14 protein-coding genes and 2 pseudogenes are annotated in these 15,950 nt (G+C 59.6%); 8 read left to right on the forward strand and 8 right to left on the reverse strand.

Annotated elements, in window-relative coordinates; all coding sequences use genetic code 11:
- Positions 1 to 16: 16 nt before the first annotated feature.
- Both K9857_RS05205 and K9857_RS05210 read left to right on the forward strand, forming a co-directional pair.
- Positions 17 to 1,660 carry a fatty acid--CoA ligase gene (locus K9857_RS05205; protein ID WP_224533791.1) on the forward strand — a complete coding sequence of 548 codons (1,644 nt, stop codon included), beginning with the start codon at positions 17 to 19 and terminating at the stop codon, positions 1,658 to 1,660.
- Between the two features lie 337 nt (positions 1,661 to 1,997).
- Positions 1,998 to 2,213 (forward strand): hypothetical protein, encoded by a 216-nt coding sequence (locus K9857_RS05210; RefSeq protein WP_224533792.1) that lies wholly within the window; start codon positions 1,998 to 2,000, stop codon positions 2,211 to 2,213.
- A gap of 6 nt (positions 2,214 to 2,219) precedes the next feature.
- On the opposite strand, the gene K9857_RS05215 is transcribed toward K9857_RS05210, so the two are convergent.
- Positions 2,220 to 3,527: an OprD family porin gene (locus tag K9857_RS05215; protein ID WP_224533793.1), complete on the reverse strand. Its 1,308-nt coding sequence runs from the start codon at positions 3,525 to 3,527 to the stop codon at positions 2,220 to 2,222.
- Positions 3,528 to 3,781: 254 nt separating this feature from the next.
- Here K9857_RS05215 and K9857_RS05220 point away from each other — a divergent pair, with 254 nt between their 5' ends.
- From K9857_RS05220 to K9857_RS05230, 3 genes are all read left to right on the forward strand, one after another.
- Complete coding sequence (locus K9857_RS05220; RefSeq protein ID WP_224533794.1) at positions 3,782 to 4,207, forward strand: DoxX family protein; 426 nt, start codon at positions 3,782 to 3,784, stop codon at positions 4,205 to 4,207.
- A gap of 10 nt (positions 4,208 to 4,217) precedes the next feature.
- Positions 4,218 to 5,819 carry an MFS transporter gene (locus tag K9857_RS05225; protein ID WP_224533795.1) on the forward strand — a complete coding sequence of 534 codons (1,602 nt, stop codon included), beginning with the start codon at positions 4,218 to 4,220 and terminating at the stop codon, positions 5,817 to 5,819.
- A 533-nt stretch (positions 5,820 to 6,352) separates the two neighbouring features.
- On the forward strand, positions 6,353 to 7,516 hold the full coding sequence (locus tag K9857_RS05230; protein ID WP_224533796.1) for a carboxylate-amine ligase: 1,164 nt from the start codon (positions 6,353 to 6,355) through the stop codon (positions 7,514 to 7,516).
- Positions 7,517 to 7,651: 135 nt separating this feature from the next.
- On the opposite strand, the gene K9857_RS05235 is transcribed toward K9857_RS05230, so the two are convergent.
- Both K9857_RS05235 and K9857_RS05240 read right to left on the reverse strand, forming a co-directional pair.
- A complete protein-coding gene (locus K9857_RS05235; protein WP_411961545.1) occupies positions 7,652 to 8,605 on the reverse strand; it encodes a methyltransferase in 954 nt (317 codons plus the stop codon).
- Between the two features lie 5 nt (positions 8,606 to 8,610).
- Positions 8,611 to 9,954: an iron-containing redox enzyme family protein gene (locus K9857_RS05240; protein WP_224533798.1), complete on the reverse strand. Its 1,344-nt coding sequence runs from the start codon at positions 9,952 to 9,954 to the stop codon at positions 8,611 to 8,613.
- Positions 9,955 to 10,210: 256 nt separating this feature from the next.
- Here K9857_RS05240 and K9857_RS05245 point away from each other — a divergent pair, with 256 nt between their 5' ends.
- On the forward strand, positions 10,211 to 10,501 hold the full coding sequence (locus K9857_RS05245; protein WP_224533799.1) for a hypothetical protein: 291 nt from the start codon (positions 10,211 to 10,213) through the stop codon (positions 10,499 to 10,501).
- 23 nt (positions 10,502 to 10,524) lie between these two features.
- On the opposite strand, the pseudogene K9857_RS05250 reads toward K9857_RS05245, so the two are convergent.
- Positions 10,525 to 11,009: pseudogene (locus K9857_RS05250) on the reverse strand (cupin).
- Positions 11,010 to 11,141: 132 nt separating this feature from the next.
- A complete protein-coding gene (locus K9857_RS05255; protein ID WP_224533800.1) occupies positions 11,142 to 11,618 on the reverse strand; it encodes a hemerythrin domain-containing protein in 477 nt (158 codons plus the stop codon).
- A gap of 555 nt (positions 11,619 to 12,173) precedes the next feature.
- Here K9857_RS05255 and K9857_RS05260 point away from each other — a divergent pair.
- Entirely contained in the window at positions 12,174 to 12,467 is a 294-nt protein-coding gene (locus K9857_RS05260) for a hypothetical protein (protein WP_224533801.1), read from the forward strand.
- Between the two features lie 138 nt (positions 12,468 to 12,605).
- Here K9857_RS05260 and K9857_RS05265 read toward each other — a convergent pair whose 3' ends face one another.
- Together K9857_RS05265 and K9857_RS05270 are read right to left on the reverse strand one after the other, a co-directional pair.
- A complete protein-coding gene (locus K9857_RS05265) occupies positions 12,606 to 12,929 on the reverse strand; it encodes a hypothetical protein (RefSeq protein ID WP_224533802.1) in 324 nt (107 codons plus the stop codon).
- Between the two features lie 596 nt (positions 12,930 to 13,525).
- Complete coding sequence (locus K9857_RS05270) at positions 13,526 to 14,086, reverse strand: ATP-dependent Clp protease proteolytic subunit (protein WP_224533803.1); 561 nt, start codon at positions 14,084 to 14,086, stop codon at positions 13,526 to 13,528.
- 262 nt (positions 14,087 to 14,348) lie between these two features.
- Between K9857_RS05270 and K9857_RS05275 the strand changes: the two are divergent.
- Positions 14,349 to 14,585 (forward strand): annotated as a pseudogene (locus K9857_RS05275) (general stress protein); the annotation flags it as partial.
- A gap of 60 nt (positions 14,586 to 14,645) precedes the next feature.
- On the opposite strand, the gene K9857_RS05280 reads toward K9857_RS05275, so the two are convergent.
- Positions 14,646 to 15,773 (reverse strand): ATP-binding protein, encoded by a 1,128-nt coding sequence (locus K9857_RS05280; RefSeq protein WP_224533805.1) that lies wholly within the window; start codon positions 15,771 to 15,773, stop codon positions 14,646 to 14,648.
- Between the last annotated feature and the right edge of the window lie 177 nt (positions 15,774 to 15,950).

Consider the following 15,950-nt stretch of genomic DNA (forward strand, 5'->3'; position numbering starts at 1 on the left):
AACAAGGAAACTATTGATGATGGCGACAAAAATAATTCCGCCCGCCGAAGGCGCCTACGCCTATCCCTTGCTGATCAAGCAATTGCTGCTGTCCGGCGTGCGTTATGAGCCGGGCCGGGAAATCGTCTACGCCGACAAGCTGCGCTACAGCTACCAGACGCTCAACCAGCGCATCCGCCGCCTGGCCAACGCGCTGACGGCGGCCGGGGTCAAGGCCGGCGACACCGTGGCCTTGCTCGACTGGGACAGCCATCGCTACCTGGAATGCTTCTTTGCTGTGCCGATGATTGGCGCGGTGCTGCATACGGTGAACATTCGTTTGTCGCCGGAGCAGGTGCTGTTCACCATGAACCACGCCGAGGACGACCTGGTGCTGGTGCATGACGACTTCCTGCCATTGGTGGAGCAGATCCAGGATCGGCTGACCACGGTGAAGGGCTTCGTCCAGCTGAGCGACAACGTCGCAGCCGATGCCTCGCTGCCGGTGATCGGCGAGTACGAGGCGCTGCTGGCCGAGGCGTCGGACCAGTACGAGTTCCCGGATTTCGACGAAAACTCGGTGGCGACGCTGTTCTACACCACCGGCACCACCGGAGATCCGAAGGGCGTGTACTTCACCCACCGGCAACTGGTGCTGCACACCCTGAACGCCGTCGGCACTCTGGGCGTGTATCAGGGCCAGCCGCTGCTGCGCTCGGATGACGTGTACATGCCGATCACGCCGATGTTCCACGTGCATGCCTGGGGTGTACCGTATGTCGCGACCCTGCTGGGGCTCAAGCAGGTTTATCCGGGGCGTTACGAACCCAACAGCCTGGTGCGCCTGTATCGCGAGGAGAAGGTCAGTTTCTCCCACTGCGTGCCGACCATTTTGCAGATGATCCTCAACTGCGAAGAGGGCAAGAAGGGGCGTTTCGACGGCTGGAAGATTCTCATCGGCGGCAGCGCGTTGCCTTTGGGCATTGCCAGCGAAGCCAGCGGCCGGGGCATGGTGATGCATGCCGGTTATGGCATGTCGGAGACCTGTCCGCTGCTGTGCCTGACCTATTTGCGTGATGAGGACTTGGAAAAGCCGATGGCGGAGCAACTGCCGACGCGGATCAAGACCGGCACGCCGATCCCGATGGTCGACCTGAAAATCATCGACGCCAATGGCCAGGATGTCGCCCACGACGGCGAGTCCCTGGGCGAAATCGTGGTGCGCTCACCGTGGCTGACCCAGGGTTACCTGAAGGAGCAGGGCAAGGGCGCGGAGCTTTGGGACGGCGGCTGGCTGCACACTGGCGACATGGCCTCGATCGACCCGCAGGGCTGCGTGGAAATCAAGGACCGGATCAAGGACGTGATCAAGACCGGCGGCGAGTGGATCAGCTCCCTGGAACTGGAAAGCCTGATCAGCGAACACCCGGCGGTGATGTCGGTGGCGGTGGTCGGCATCGCCGACGAACAATGGGGCGAACGCCCGATGGCCATGGTGGTGTGCGAAGCCGGCCAATACCTGGACCGCAAACTGCTCGAAGCCCACCTGCAAGCCTTCGTCGACGGCGGCCGCATCAATAAATGGGCCATCCCCAAGCAGTTCAAATTCGTCAGCGAAATCCCGAAGACCAGCGTTGGCAAGATCAACAAAAAGCTGATTCGCGAGAGCGTGGCGGGCTGACAGGCTTACACCTACCCCTGTAGGGGCCGAGCTTGCTCGCGAAGAGGCCGGCACATTCAACATCGATGCCGGCAGGCCTGACGCCTTCGCGGGCAAGCCTCGCTCCTACAGGGGGGTGGGGTGTTCGCAGGATTTGTGGACGACAAAGAAACCTGTGGGAGCGGGCTTGCCCGCGAAGAGGCCGGCACATTCAACATCTATGCTGGCAGGCCTGACGCCTTCGCGGGCAAGCCTCGCTCCTACAGGGTTTTAGGGTGTTTGCGGGGTTGGTGGTTTGAAACATAGACGCAACAAAGCCCCCGTATCATCCGCTCCACCAAATCAGAAGGGATCCACGATGAATCGGCCATCGAGAAGCATGCGCAAACTGCTCGACTCCGTCGCCAGCAACAATGAAACCGCGGCGCTGGATGTGATGCGTGCAACTGAACAGCTCAAGGACGAGGTGTTGCGGCAACGGCTGTTCAATTTGATTCACCAGCTCAACCAGGACGCCACCGACCTGCGCATGGCGCGGGACGAGATTCAGGGTGGGGTTATCAAACTCGCCTGACCCGGTTCAAAAGTGCCCCCAACTGAGGGGGTACTCGAGGACGATGTAGATCCGGTCAATGTCATCCCCGGCCTGGGCGCTGTTGGCGCGATGAGTCACGTGGGACAGCTTCATCGACAGATTCTTCGCCGGACCCGACTGCACGACATAGTGCAGATCGATATCTCGCTCCCAATGGCGTCCGCCATCCCCTTGCTGCGGCACGAACTGGCCGGTATCCGGATCGAACGGGTTGTACGCGCCACCCTGAGGCGCATGAGTACCATTGATGCCGCGACCGGTGACATAGCGCGTCATGAACGTCAGGCCGGGAACGCCGAACACACTCATATCCAGATCGTAACGCGCCTGCCACGAACGCTCGCCAGGGCCGTTGAAGTCGGCGTACTTGATCGAGTTGGCCAGATAGATCGAGTCGCCCCCGACAAAATCGAACGGCGTATCACCGTGGATCTTCTGATAGGCCAGGGTGAAGCCATGGGCGCCGAACTTGTATTTCCCCGACAGGCTATAAGCCGTGTTATCGATTGCACCGGCCGCCGCCTCGCCGTAATCCCGGGTGTGGTAGACGTTGCCATCAATAAAGAACCCGGACTGATTCAGGTGCAGATTGGCGTAGTACTGCCGCCAGGTCTCGCTCAGCTGCGAGGCATACAACGCACCACCCAACGGCTGATCTTCGAACAACTGCGCACCTAGGAAGCTGATCCCGCCGGTATCGGTACTCGCCCCGTAACCCGTGAAATCTCCTTTGCTCGTCGAGGCATCCTGATTCTTGAACGCCGTGAAACGCCCGGCCTGCACATGCACATCGTCCAGCTCGCGGCTGTCGAGCAGAAAACCCGTGGCGTATTCCGGTTGCAGGCGCTTGTCGGCGGTGTCGAACACCGGGGTTTCCACCATCATCTCGCCGTAGGCCAGGGTGGTTTTCGAGGTGCGCAGCTTCACCGCGCCACCGGCGCTGGAATAGTTGCTGTCACTGCGCCCGTCCGAATCCAGCGGCAGCAACCCCGTCCCGGCATGTCCCTGGCCACCGTCGAGCTTCACCCCGAAAAAACCATGGGCATCGACCCCGAAACCGATAGTGCCCGGGGTAAAACCGGAGGCGAACGAAGCGATGAAACCCTGGGCCCACTCCTGCTTGTAGCTCTGGTTGGCCGGGGTAGGGGATCGGTAGTCGCTTTGCAGGAAGAAGTTGCGGTTCAGCAGGTTGAGTGACGATCCATCCAAAAAGCCTGACGCCATGGGTTCGTCGGCCAGAGCTGCCGCACTGGTGACGGGAAGTAGCCAAAGCAGCCAGTAAGTGACGCGCATTCATCCGGATCCTGATCGAGTGCCCATTGTCTGGGGACGCTTGAGAGAGCGGACATTTTCACGGTGCGGTCGCACGCAGTGATTGTATGAATGTGCGTATCTGCAGGTTTTCCTCGCACAGGTTTTCCAACTACGCACATTCATACAATCGCACCGCTGCGCAGCGCAGGACACTGATGTGATGTCTACCTCGTTCCCTGGTGGGGACAAGGCGCAATAACGGTTGATCGGCACGCAACAAAAGGAGTCTGTCCATGACTGACGATGCAAGCAGGATGAATACCAGCGATCTCGCGCTGTTTTGGTTGCGCATCAGCGGTTGCCTGTTGCTGCTGTCAGTCCATGGGCTGCCCAAGCTCATGCATTTCCAGCATGAACTGGGGGTGATCGAGGACCCGTTCGGCATGGGCGCTACCTTGACCCTTTCACTGGCGGTGTTCGCCGAAGTACTGTGCCCGGTGTTGATCATGGCGGGTGTGCTGACCCGTCTTGCGACCGTGCCGATTCTGTTTCTGCTGGCGGTCTCGGTGATGCTGGTTCACCCGGAATGGAGCCTGGCCGAGGGGCAGTTCGCCTGGATGCTGCTGATCATCTTCTCGACGATTTTTATCGCCGGCCCCGGACGGCTGGCCCTTGGCTGGAAAGTGTCACAGCGCTGGCCACTTCTGCGTCAACTTTGATGGAAGCTCAATGAATACGATCAATCGCGATCAAGCGATCGCAGCCGCGCCTTCGGCCTGGCAACCCCTTCGCCAGAGACTTTTTCTCAGCCTGTGGCTGGCCAGCATCGCCTCCAGCATCGGAACCTGGATGCATGAAGTGGGCGCCGGCTGGTTGATGACCTCGTTGTCGGCGAGCCCGTTGATGGTCGCTCTGGTCCAGGTGGCAGGCGCCGCTCCGATGTTTTTGCTGGCGCTCCCGGCGGGTGCGCTGGCCGATATCATCGACAAGCGCAAATACCTGCTGATGACCCAGGCCGGCATGGCGGTGGTCGCGCTCGTGCTGGCGATCTTGACCTTTGCCGGGATGATGAGCGCGCCGCTGCTTCTGCTGTTCACCCTGGCCATGGGAGTGGGCACGGCACTGACCATGCCGGCCTGGTCGGCGCTGACGCCCGAGGTGGTGCCGGCAGCGGATCTGCCCGCGGCGATATCGCTCAGCAGCGTCGGGGTCAACGTCGCCCGGGCGCTGGGCCCGGCCATCGCCGGGATCATCATCAGTCTGGTGGGGCCGTGGGCCACTTTTGCGGTCAATGCGCTGTCTTTTTTTGCGGTGATCACGGTGCTGGCGATGTGGCGTCGTACACCGCAGCAGCCGGTGCTGCCGGCGGAACGGCTGTTCGGCGCGATTCGTGTGGGTTGGCGCTATGCCCGAAGCTCGAACCATCTGCAAAGGGTGTTGGTGCGTACTCTGTTGTTCTTCCTCGGGGCCAGTGCGGGGATGTCGCTGTTGCCACTGATCGTGCGCGGCGAGCTCAAGGGCAGCGCCGAGCAGTTCGGCATCCTGCTGGGTTGCGTCGGTGTCGGGGCGGTCGCCGGGGCGATGTTCCTGCCGTGGTTGCGTCGGCAGATTGCCGTGAACCAACTGGTGGCCCTGGCGAGCCTGACCTATGCGGCTGTCCTGCTGGCCTTGGCATGGGTGCCGAATTTCTATGGGCTGATCCCGGTCATGCTCATCAGCGGCGCGGCGTGGATTGCCGTGCTGTCCAGCCTTCAGGTGTCTGCGCAAACATCGGTCCCGGCCTGGGTCAAGGCCCGGGCGCTGGCGGTGTACATCCTGGTGTTCTTCGGCACCATGGCGGTCGGCGGGTTGGTGTGGGGGCTGTTGGCCAGTTGGGTTTCCATCTCCGTTTCATTGAGTGTCGCGGGCGGGGTGATGATTGCCGGCGTCGCGGTGGGCTGGTGGGTAAAACTCCCGGTGCTCGTCGCCGATGACCTGGCCCCGTCACTGCACTGGCCGCAGCCGTTGCTCAGCGCCGATGTCGACGGCGAGCGTGGCCCGGTGATGATCACCGTGGAATACGAAATCGCCCCGGCCGACGCCGAGGCGTTCAAACAGGCCATGGAGCAGGTGCGCAGAATGAGGAACCGCAATGGATCCTTCTCCTGGCAGCTGATGCAGGACACCGAAAACCCGAATCTGTGGATCGAGCTGTTCTTCGACGAATCCTGGCTCGACCACCTTCGCCACCACGGCCGCGTCACCCGGTCCGAGCTGAAAATCGAATCAAGCGCCCGGCGTTTTCTGATGCCGGGAACGCAGGTGCGGATTCGGCATTTGCTCAAGGGGTGATGGGGGCGGTGGGGTACCTGATCCAGGCAGCCCGCGTCATCGTTGACGATCATCGCGAGCAGGCTCGCTCCCACATGGGATTTGTGTTGTTTACAAGGATTTGTGGACGACAAAGCAACCTGTAGGAGCCGGGCTTGCCCGCGAAGAGGCCGGCATATTCAACATTGATGTCGGCCGGCCTGACGCCTTCGCGAGCAAGCCCGCTCCCACATGGGATTTGTGTTGTTTACAAGGATTTGTGGACGACAAAGCAACCTGTAGGAGCCGGGCTTGCCCGCGAAGAGGCCGGCACATTCGACATTGATGTTGGCTGGCCTGACGCCTTCGCGGGCTTGCCCGCGAAGAGGCCACCAGCAACACCCTCCCATCACCAGACACGCCACCCCCATCAAAACCCACCAACCTTCGGTCGGTCCACAGGAACGTCCGGCTCGAGCCGTTCCTCCATTTAGAAGAACCCGATCTCACCATCCGTGCGCACACTGACGCCTGCGCCGAAGGACCTGATCCTTATTTGGCTCACTGGAGGAGCAATGAACGAACAGCTGAAGTTCGGAATGGAAGAAGAATATTTCGTGACGGACCTGTTTACCCGACAGATGCCCGGCAAGCTGACCGGAGAGGTTGTCGGCCACTGTAAAGCGGCAGTCGGCGGGAGCTTCGCTTACGAGATGTTCCAGGCGCAGATCGAAGTCGCTTCACCGGTGTTCACCAGCCTGCCGCAAGCCGCCGAATACCTCACCGACGCCCGCGAGGCCTTGCGCGATGCACTCCAGCCCTTTGACCTGGGCCTGATGTGCGCCGGCTCCCACCCCATGGGCGATTGGCGTACGCAATACGCCACCGACCAGTCTCATTTCCAGCAGCTGTTCAAGGACTACCAACGGGTGGCGCGGCGCAGCCTGCTCTCGGGGTTGCACGTGCATGTGGAAGTGCCGCACAGACTGGACCGCATCCTGGTGATGAACGAAGTGCTGCCCTGGACACCGCTGCTTCTGGCTTTGAGCAGTTCGTCACCGTTCTGGGAAGGCAGCGACAGCGGCTTTGACAGCTATCGCCAGACAGCCTGCGACGAGTGGCCGCGCATGGGCGTGCCGGAGTACTTCGCCGATCACTTCGACTACAACGCCTACCTGGCGTTCATGATGTCATCGGGCTCGATCAAGTCCGCGAGCGAATGCTGGTGGGGGATCAGGCCTTCAGCCAAGTACCCGACTCTGGAACTGCGCATGACCGATGCCTGTCCGCGCCTGGATGACGCGCTGTGCATCGCTTCGTTCTTTCGCCTGATGATCGCCTATGCCATCGAACAACCGTGCCCGGGGTCGAGTTACACGCAGAAATCGCGCTGGATGCTGATGGAAAATCGCTGGCGGGCCAAGCGCTCGGGGCTGAATGCGGCGTTTCTTGTGGAAGGGTTCGATCGGCCGTTTACGCTTGAGCAGTGGTTGTTTTTGACCGAGCAGGTTCTGAAGAAAACCGCGAAAGCGATGGGGGTGGAGAGTGTTTTTGCGCAGATTCGCAGGATCATCAGCGACGGCAGCAGTGCGCAGCGACAGCGGCAGGTTTATCAGGAAGTGCTGACCCGCGGGAAGGGTGATCAGGAGGCGCTGTCCCATGTCGTGGATCATCTGCTGATGGAGACTTGCCGGGGCGAACATGCCTGCGAAAAGCGGCCGGACAATAGCCTAATCTGAATCTGCTGTGCACGCGGACCCTGTAGGAGCGAGCATGCTCGCGATGGACTCGAGAACGCCGCGGGGTGTCAGGTTGCCAGCGTCATCGTTGACGACCATCGCGAGCATGCTCGCTCCTACAGGGGATCGTGTTTGTTATGAGATTCGGGTGACGGTCAGCACGACTGCTGCGATACGTTCAGCCATCGCATAGGTCGGGCTTTCCAGCTCCTCACCAAACACGTCCGGGTCCATTTCCCTGTAGGTCCAGCTCAAGTCAGGCCTGTCGAACAGCGGCCACGCATGCTTGAAGAAAATATCGACCCCATCCACCGAGGGCGCCCCCGTGTACAGCAACAGCGTGCCGCCGGGCGCCAGTCGCTCAATCGCCTGCCCAACGATCTTCACCGAAAGATCCGACCCAAGATTCTCCCCACCATGCCGATACGCCCGCTGCTGGATGTCCTGCATATACGGCGGATTGGCGACGATCAAATCGAATTGGCCAAAGACATTGCTTAGCAGATCGCTCGGCTGCGTGGCCACGTTCTCCACTTCCGCCAGCGCGGCATTCACCGCCGTGTATCGCAGCGCTGTAGGGTTGATGTCCACCGCCAGCACCTGTGCATCGCGCCGGGCCTGGGCAATCAGGATCGCCCCCGCGCCACTGCCGCAACCTATGTCGACGGCATTCTGGATCCTGTGGCTGGACGTGCGCAGATGCTCCTGTATCGCCTGGGCGAAGCGGTAAGTGTCGGGCCCGAAGAACACCGAATCATGACTGGTCGTGGGAAAGCTCGAATGCACGAACAGCAAATCATCGATGCTCGACCACCGCACCTCGCTCAGCCACATCCCGCCGTAGGCTCGCAGCAGACCGCACTCCATCAGCGTCCTTAGCTCCGACTCAGGCAACAGCTCGGACTCGAACGGCCGACTCCAGCCAAAAATATCTCGCAGATGGCGCGCCCGATGATTTTCCGGACGTGCGTTGACCCGCTGATGGGTCAAGGGCGTCACTGTGATGAAGCGGTATTGATCGGCCTGCAATCGTCTGCCCAATTGCAGCAGCGGAAGGTCATGCTCGGTGTCCTGTGCGACGACGTTCAGTGTGTTCATGGATTGCCCCCCGTGAGGCCGAATTGCCGGGCATACAGGCGCGTGGCTTGCAGGCCTTCGGGGCTGGGATGCAGCGCTGGCGACAGTTTGTCGATCAGTTCGTCCAGAGTCAGGTTCTCGCCAGGCGGTTCGACCTCTATCGCCTGCACCGGCTGCGTACGCCGGAACTGTGCCCTGAACGGATTCGCACTCTGCGAATCTCCGGCAATCCAGTCCCGCAGCAGCTGTTTCTCATACCCGTTGAACACCCCGAACATCGCGGCCCCCGGGCCATCGACGAGCTGCCAGAAACGACTCAGTTCGGGGTCTTCATAACGCTTGATCCAGCCCCGTTCCTCCAGCGCCGCCAGAAACCCGCGAATCTGCCCCGGCGCGGCCAGCCATTCGTTGACCGTCTTGCCTTCCAGCCGGCAGTAATCGGAATGCATGTGCTGGCCGAACGCGCGCTTGCGTTCAAACATGTCGACCAGCTCCTGCTCCAGATCAAACGACTGGATCACCGACGTCGAACCCTTGCCCAGCTCGTTGAGCATGTAGCCTCGACGCAATCGGGCGAGAAACTCCTCGGGATCGTCAGCCCCGGCCAGAAACGCCGTAACCGCTTCCACCGCCTTGCGCGCATGCCCGGTGCTGGCGTTGTCGATGGTCACATGCAGGGTGAAGTAATACGGGTCGATCCCCAGCTCATTGAACTCGAAAGCGGTGATCAGCAGGTGCAGCGGCAGTTGTTCATAGCCAAGGTTGTAGCCGATGACCTCCGGCAGAAAATCATCCCCCAGATGCCCCAGGGTCAGCTGCAATGCGCCCTGCAGGTAAAGCTCGTCATCCAGTTGATGGGAGGCCACGCAGTCATGGCTGGCCAGCAGATTGCGGTACAGCACCACATGGTTCAGCGCAGGATCGCCGTCGCCCAGTTCTTCCAGATAGGTGCGGATCAGGCCGTGATAACGCCAATCCGTCGGGTGCTTGACTGCGCTGTAGAGCCAGGCGCCGTCCACCAGTTTGGCCGGCGCGACCCGCTGCAGGAAATACAATGCATGGGCCTTGTTGCCGAAGAAACGACGGGGCTCTCCGGCATGGCGGCCTTGCAGGTACAGGGCATATTCATCGGCCACCTTCCGTGCGTTTTCTTCCATCCACTCGGACCACTGCCCAATATCATCCGGAAGAGGACAGGGCAGCTCGCGCACGGCATCCAGTTGTATGTTCAGGAAGTCTTTGAGCATGTCAGTGTGAGCGCCGACGTCGCAATTGAGCGCCACGTGATAGATGGAAGGGACGTCACGGGAGCACGTGGGCGCCGCAGTCGAGTGTTCGTTGATCCTTTCTAACGCTGTCATAGGGCTGCTCCGCTGACTTTTCCTGGTGGTTAACGTCAGAGAAGCGGCCTGGACCATAAATTCATTCGGTTTTACCAGTGGTCGCGCCTGCGCGAATTTCCCGCCCGGCGGCATCCAAATACTTTGATCTTTCTTTCGATCCCCGGGGTCACAAACTCATCGACAGCTAAAAATGCGTCGATTTTGGGGCATCAGGTTCGGCTCTCCTGCGCCATCTCCGTCACGTCCGTGAGCCGCTTATAAGAGGAATCGTTACATGCATTCCCGTTATTCAGCCGCTCAGCTCCTGGCCTGCCGACGTTTCGCGATGGAGCAGAACAAAAAATTGTTTGAAGAAGCCAATGCCCTCAATCGGTGTGCGTCAGAAATGCTCGAGCAACCGGACTTCGACAGTGAGAAGTTCCTTGAGTATCTGCAGCAACGTGGCAAGGCCGATGCCATGTTTCGCCAGGCGCTGGACCACATTTCGCTGCTCAACGAGCAGTTTCCGCCACTGCCGGTTTCGTCCAGGGAGAGGGCGGTTGATGGTGAGCCTGCCAGCCCTTGAGACGGATTTGCGCTGAATGAGCTTTATGGACCTTGTACGGGATCGCTGTCGGGGAAGGGCAGATCTTCGATGCGCTGGATTTGCACGTCATCGGGCGCCTTCCGGCAGATATCCGCCCGCTGACCCGGCGGATAGGCACCGACCACCAGAAAATCGTCGCTGGAGCCCAGGTTGCAATGACCGGTGCCCGCCGGCAGCAACAGCGCATCGCCTGCGCTGACATGAAGTTCGTAGCCGTCCGGCCCACCAATCATCAACCGCGCCTGACCCCTGGCAATGCCGAGTACTTCATGGCCTTCGGTGTGGTAATGGTGATAGTCGTAAATCCCGTCGCGCCATTGCGGTGGCCAGCCGTTGGCGGTGAACACTTGTTCGATGCTGGCTGCCGGGTCGTTGCCCTGCACGGGGAACACCTGCGGGTGATCAATACCGGCAGGCGCGGGTTGTTGGGGACCCAGTCATTGGGTTCGAGCAAAATGGCCTGTGTGTCGGCTCCCGGATTTTTCATTGCAGATCTCCCGTGCCCCCTTCGTGGGAGCGAGCCTGCTCGCGATGAACGCACGGTCAACGCAGGCATTCAGACAGCCCGCATTATCGTTGACGACCATCGCGAGCAGGCTCGCTCCCACAGGGGGGGAAATTAGGCAGCCATATGACTAGCCGCCCATTCCTTCTTGAAGCTGCTCTTCATCATCTCCATCTGCTCCCCAAGCTCATCAAGCTTGGCCTTGCCGAGCAGCTTCTTCGCCTTGGGAAACATCTCCGTCTCTTCCTCTTCAATGTGGTGCTCCAACAACTCCTTGACCACCTTCACCCGCCCGGCGAACTCAGGCGTCCCAGGGTCGGTTTCCTTGAGGTCCGGCAGCACCAGCGAATCCACCGTGCGGTGCTCTTCCTTGGCCTCGAAGTACATGACGTCCTCTTCCTTGGTCCCGGCTTGTTTGAAGGCGGGGTAGAGGATTTCCTCCTCTAGCTTGGTATGGATGGAAATCTCCATTTCAAGCTTCTCCAGCAGTTCAACGCGTTTTTTGGTCGCTCTCTCAGTCGATTCACTCAACTGGCCCAGGATGGTTTTGACTTTTTCGTGGTCGGCTTTCAGAAGGTCGATTGCGTTCATTTTTGGCTGCCTCAGGCTTCACGGAATTTGCCCTGACCGTGGGTCAGGCGTTGAGGTGTCCCAAGAGCTGTCGCATTTCCTGTGCCAAATTCGCTGCTCGTTCCAGTCCCAAGAAAATCAGGCACTTGCACAAGCCCTGTACGAAATACAGGCGTGCAGTCTGCAAGACTGACCCTCGGGAGCCATTGCAGATAGCCAAGGCGCTCGGTCACATTAGATGATTTCAAAGTGGATCTGTGGGAGCCCGGACTTGCTCGTGAAGGGGAGAGCACATTCAACATCAATGGTGGCTGGCCCGGCGCCTTCGCGAGCAAGCCCGCTCCCACAGTGGATTTGTGTCGTACGCAAGGTTTGCGATCAACACAGAACCCTGTGGGAGCCGGGCTTGCCCGCGAAGAGGCCGGCACATTCAACATTGATGTTGGCTGGCTTGACGCCTTCGCGGGCAAGCCTCGCTCCTACAGTTTGGATTGGATCAGCCGCGCTGATCGTCAGATCTTGTGAACCTATCCCGCTGTCTCTCTCTCCACTTAGAAATACCGGGAGGGCCAGAGCATGCATGCCTTCAGAAATCTGCTGACACCGGCACAGGAGTTGCGGCTGCGAACTCTGGATGCCTGGCACCGCGCGCTGGATAACAAGCCGCTGCGCATGGACTGCCCCGACGCCTGGCACGACGAGTTGGTGCGTCAGACTGATGAAATGGACCGTTTAGGCATCATCAGTTGGAGCGAATGGCGAGACCTGCGGATGGAAGCCGATCGGGCCTATCTGGAGGCGGTCGCCGGCGGGGATTATCACGGAGCATCGCCCGCCTGGCTGGCGAGGATCGAGCATGCGCATCGCTGATGTAATTCTTGGGACGCTCGGCCTAGGAACCTGTGGGAGCGAGCCTGCTCGCGAAGAGGCCGGCACATTCAGCATCGATGTCGCCTGAACCGACGCCTTCGCGGACAAGCCCGCTCCCACAGGTGATTTGCAGGTTGGTTACGGCGAAGGCCGTGCGCGCAGGCGGCGGCCGATGATGTCCAGGACGTCGCAGCCGTCGCGCAGCGGGATGGCGCAGAGCAGGGCGAAGTCGCTGAGGATGAAGGAGTCGCACTCGATGGAGCCGCGCATGGCGAGGTTTTCCAGGACCTGGGTGACGGCTCGGATTCGGTAGTTGGCCGCCTCCATCAGGATGTCGAGCGGGACGTGGGTGTCGATGAAGAAGGTGGGCATGTCGGAGCAATTTCCGGTCATGGCCATCCAGCGGTTGACGGGCGGGGGCAGTGGTTTTTCGTAGGGTGGATCGGGATGCAGTTTTGTCATGGTGGAAAACTCTTTTAGATACCTGTTTGAAGCAACCACCGGCCTTCCTACGGGCTTGGGTGGCAGCCGTGCACGGGAGTAGGAACTGAGGGCATCTAACTCAGCCACGTCGAAACGTGGTCCCGCACACAGCCGCCGCAATCAAGCAACAGAACTGATGCACAGATACCCGGGTTCCTACACCCAGCCACCGCTTTCACGGCGACGGGAAAAAGACTATCCCGCCCATCCAACGCCCACCAGTTCATGCAAATCGCCGCGTTTCGAAGGAAATCTCCGAGGACTTTGCCCAGAAAATTTCCCAGGACCTACAGCGCGTCCTACACCCCGGGTGTCAAACCCCCGGGGCGTGGGATTCTGCCCCAGTCAGGCGGGGCAAAACTAGGGTGTAGGAAAAACAGAAATGCCCTACAGCGTGTGACGAAGATGCCTTCAGAGATTTCCCTGTGCGGCGATAGACAACCCAAAACACCCGCTTTCTGTAGGAGCGAGCTTGCTCGCGATGGTGGTCCAGACACCGCGGGGTGTCAGGCAGCCAGTGTCATCGTTGATGACCATCGCGAGCAGGCTCGCTCCTACAGAAAGCCAAAAACCCGTCAATCGATACCCGAGACTTTCCAGTGCTTGATATCGGCAGGAAAGGTCATCTGCCGCACTTCCTGCGCCAGCCCGTACGACAGCGACTCATGCGCCGCAATGACCTTTTCTTCAGCAGAAAGGCAGTGAAAGATATCGAGCTTCTGCACCGCATTGGCCGTCTCGACGTTGTAGATGTCCACGTACCGCGCCAAGTCGTTATCCAGCGTCGACAGATACTCGCGCAACCGCTGGTGATCCACGGTTTTCTGATTGAAATACCAATTCATCGGGTGAATCAGAAACCGCGAATGCGGCGAGGTGATGCGCCGGCCCGCCGCCAGAAACATGATGATGCCCATCGACTCGATATTGCCCGCGTTCACCGCGCACAACGGCACGGGCAGCGATTTGAGAAAGCTGTACAGCGTAAAGCCGAAACTGGTGCTGCCGCCGCTGGTGGACAGGTTCAGCAACAGGGACGTCGCGCCTTGCTCAATGGCATCCAGGCAACAATCCCTGAACCGCTCGGTGGTGTTCTGATCGATCTGACAATGGAAATGAATGATGTGCTCGGACATGAATTCTTCCTCTTACGACAACTTCGATTCCTTTATTCAAGCATTGACCGCATCGGCCAAAGATCAAGCGCAACGCGTCTGGAGCGGTGTTTCACCGGTGGTCGCATCGGCCAAATCAATTGGAACCAATAAGCCCGGTCCGCTCGTCGCTAGCCCGCTAATTTGTTCAAACTTTCAAAGGTTCTCTCTCTCGGAGTTATACGAACTCCACGAGTTCGCAATGACAACGATGAGGTGAATTGAAATGGCTAACAAAGAAGATAACTCCGGCAATTTCGCCAACGATCCGCAAAAAGCGTCGGAAGCCGGCAAGAAAGGCGGGCAGGCGTCGGGCGGTAACAACCGTCAATCCGGTGATGACAAGCGTACTGGCGGCCAAGGCAGCGGGCAGGGCGGGCGCGGCAACTCAGGCGGCAACTTTTCTCAGGATCGGGAAAAGGCCTCCGAGGCCGGCAAAAAAGGTGGGCAGCACAGCGGTGGCGGCAATCGTAATTCCTGATGCTGTCTGATCGAATCAAGTCCCGCCCCGGCGGGGCTTGATCCTGCGTCCACAGCGGGTTTATGTGACCGGCAAGGTCACACGAAAAGTCGTCCCTTCCTCGAGCGTCGACTTCACCTCGATGCTACCGCCGTGTCCGTTCACGATTTCTGCCGTAATGAACAGACCAAGACCCAGCCCGGCAGACTTCTTTTGATCGTCCTGCGAATAGGTTGAATACCGCGCCTGCGGATCGAAAAGAAAGGGCATTTCACGGTCTCCAATGGGTTCGCCGTAGCTTTTCACCGTGAAGCATACATTTCCGCCATCCACTTCCAGCGACGCTTCAACGGGCTGTTGCCGGTCGCCATGCTGCACTGCATTGCTGATCAGGTTGGTGAACACTTGACCCATGCGCAATGGGTCGAACTGGCCTTTAACAGCGGCCTGGGCATTGAAGTGAATTTGCCGCTGCGGATAACCGGCACGGACTTCATCGATGGCAATCTGGCAAACCGGTGTGAGGTCTGTGTTCTGTCGAGTCAGGGGTAACTCGGAGCCGAGATTGAAGCGTGCCAGGTCAATCAGGTCGTCAACGATCTGGTTGGCCCGCCGCACGCTCACCCCTATCTGTGTCGTCAGATTCGCTTGGCGCTCGGGATCCGGTTTTTTGGGGCGTTGCAGCAAATCCGCCGACATCATGATCGCGCCCAATGGCGAGCGCAGATCGTGGCCCAGAACCGCCAGCACCCTTTTGCGCGTGGTTTCCACCGCGTTGCCATAGGCCGTGATCGATTCCCCAAGCGCCTGATCGATCGCTTCGTTGAAGCGCATCATGTCCTGCAATTGATGCGGCTCCCCGACGAAGGCTTTTGCCAGCCAGAGCCTGAGCACGCTTGAACGCAGCGCGCGGTATTCCGACACCACCTGATCCAGCGAGTAGCCGTCGATCAACCGCAGGATCGCGTGGGTTTGCGCTGCGGTTTCGTGCGGATTGACAGGGGCATTGCCCTGGGATTTAGCCAATTGCTGCTGATCCGTCTGGGGCGTGTCCAGATCCAGGGCGATGGTACTCAGTATCTGCAGGGCGTGGTTTCTCAGACCCTTGTTGTCCATCGTGGGGTAGGGGGTGTTCACGGTACGGGCAAAGTTCTCCCACTCCTGCAATATCGGCTCGATGTTCGCCGTTATGAAATCTGACAGGCGCACGGCTTGCCTCCTTATGCCTTTGTTCTACAACAACATTAATCAAGCGTAGTCATTCGTGGAGTCAGCGTAGTACATCTTTGGACAGGCGCAGGGTCCTCTTGTCTGTATCGACAAATCGGACATGACTTTCGTTCATCAACCTCTTTGAACTCCCGCAAGCTTCGCTCCGTCCTCTGC

Source organism: Pseudomonas sp. REP124, from assembly GCF_020164475.1.
In the GTDB taxonomy this organism is placed as follows: Bacteria; Pseudomonadota; Gammaproteobacteria; order Pseudomonadales; family Pseudomonadaceae; genus Aquipseudomonas.

Bases quoted from the DNA above. Each gene is read 5' to 3' on its own strand.
- K9857_RS05205 (WP_224533791.1), top strand. From the start codon at position 17: ATGATGGCGACAAAAATAATTCCGCCCGCCGAAGGCGCCTACGCCTAT.
- K9857_RS05210 (WP_224533792.1), top strand. From the start codon at position 1,998: ATGAATCGGCCATCGAGAAGCATGCGCAAACTGCTCGACTCCGTCGCC.
- K9857_RS05215 (WP_224533793.1), bottom strand. From the start codon at position 3,527: ATGCGCGTCACTTACTGGCTGCTTTGGCTACTTCCCGTCACCAGTGCG.
- K9857_RS05220 (WP_224533794.1), top strand. From the start codon at position 3,782: ATGACTGACGATGCAAGCAGGATGAATACCAGCGATCTCGCGCTGTTT.
- K9857_RS05225 (WP_224533795.1), top strand. From the start codon at position 4,218: ATGAATACGATCAATCGCGATCAAGCGATCGCAGCCGCGCCTTCGGCC.
- K9857_RS05230 (WP_224533796.1), top strand. From the start codon at position 6,353: ATGAACGAACAGCTGAAGTTCGGAATGGAAGAAGAATATTTCGTGACG.
- K9857_RS05240 (WP_224533798.1), bottom strand. From the start codon at position 9,954: ATGACAGCGTTAGAAAGGATCAACGAACACTCGACTGCGGCGCCCACG.
- K9857_RS05245 (WP_224533799.1), top strand. From the start codon at position 10,211: ATGCATTCCCGTTATTCAGCCGCTCAGCTCCTGGCCTGCCGACGTTTC.
- K9857_RS05255 (WP_224533800.1), bottom strand. From the start codon at position 11,618: ATGAACGCAATCGACCTTCTGAAAGCCGACCACGAAAAAGTCAAAACC.
- K9857_RS05260 (WP_224533801.1), top strand. From the start codon at position 12,174: ATGCATGCCTTCAGAAATCTGCTGACACCGGCACAGGAGTTGCGGCTG.
- K9857_RS05265 (WP_224533802.1), bottom strand. From the start codon at position 12,929: ATGACAAAACTGCATCCCGATCCACCCTACGAAAAACCACTGCCCCCG.
- K9857_RS05270 (WP_224533803.1), bottom strand. From the start codon at position 14,086: ATGTCCGAGCACATCATTCATTTCCATTGTCAGATCGATCAGAACACC.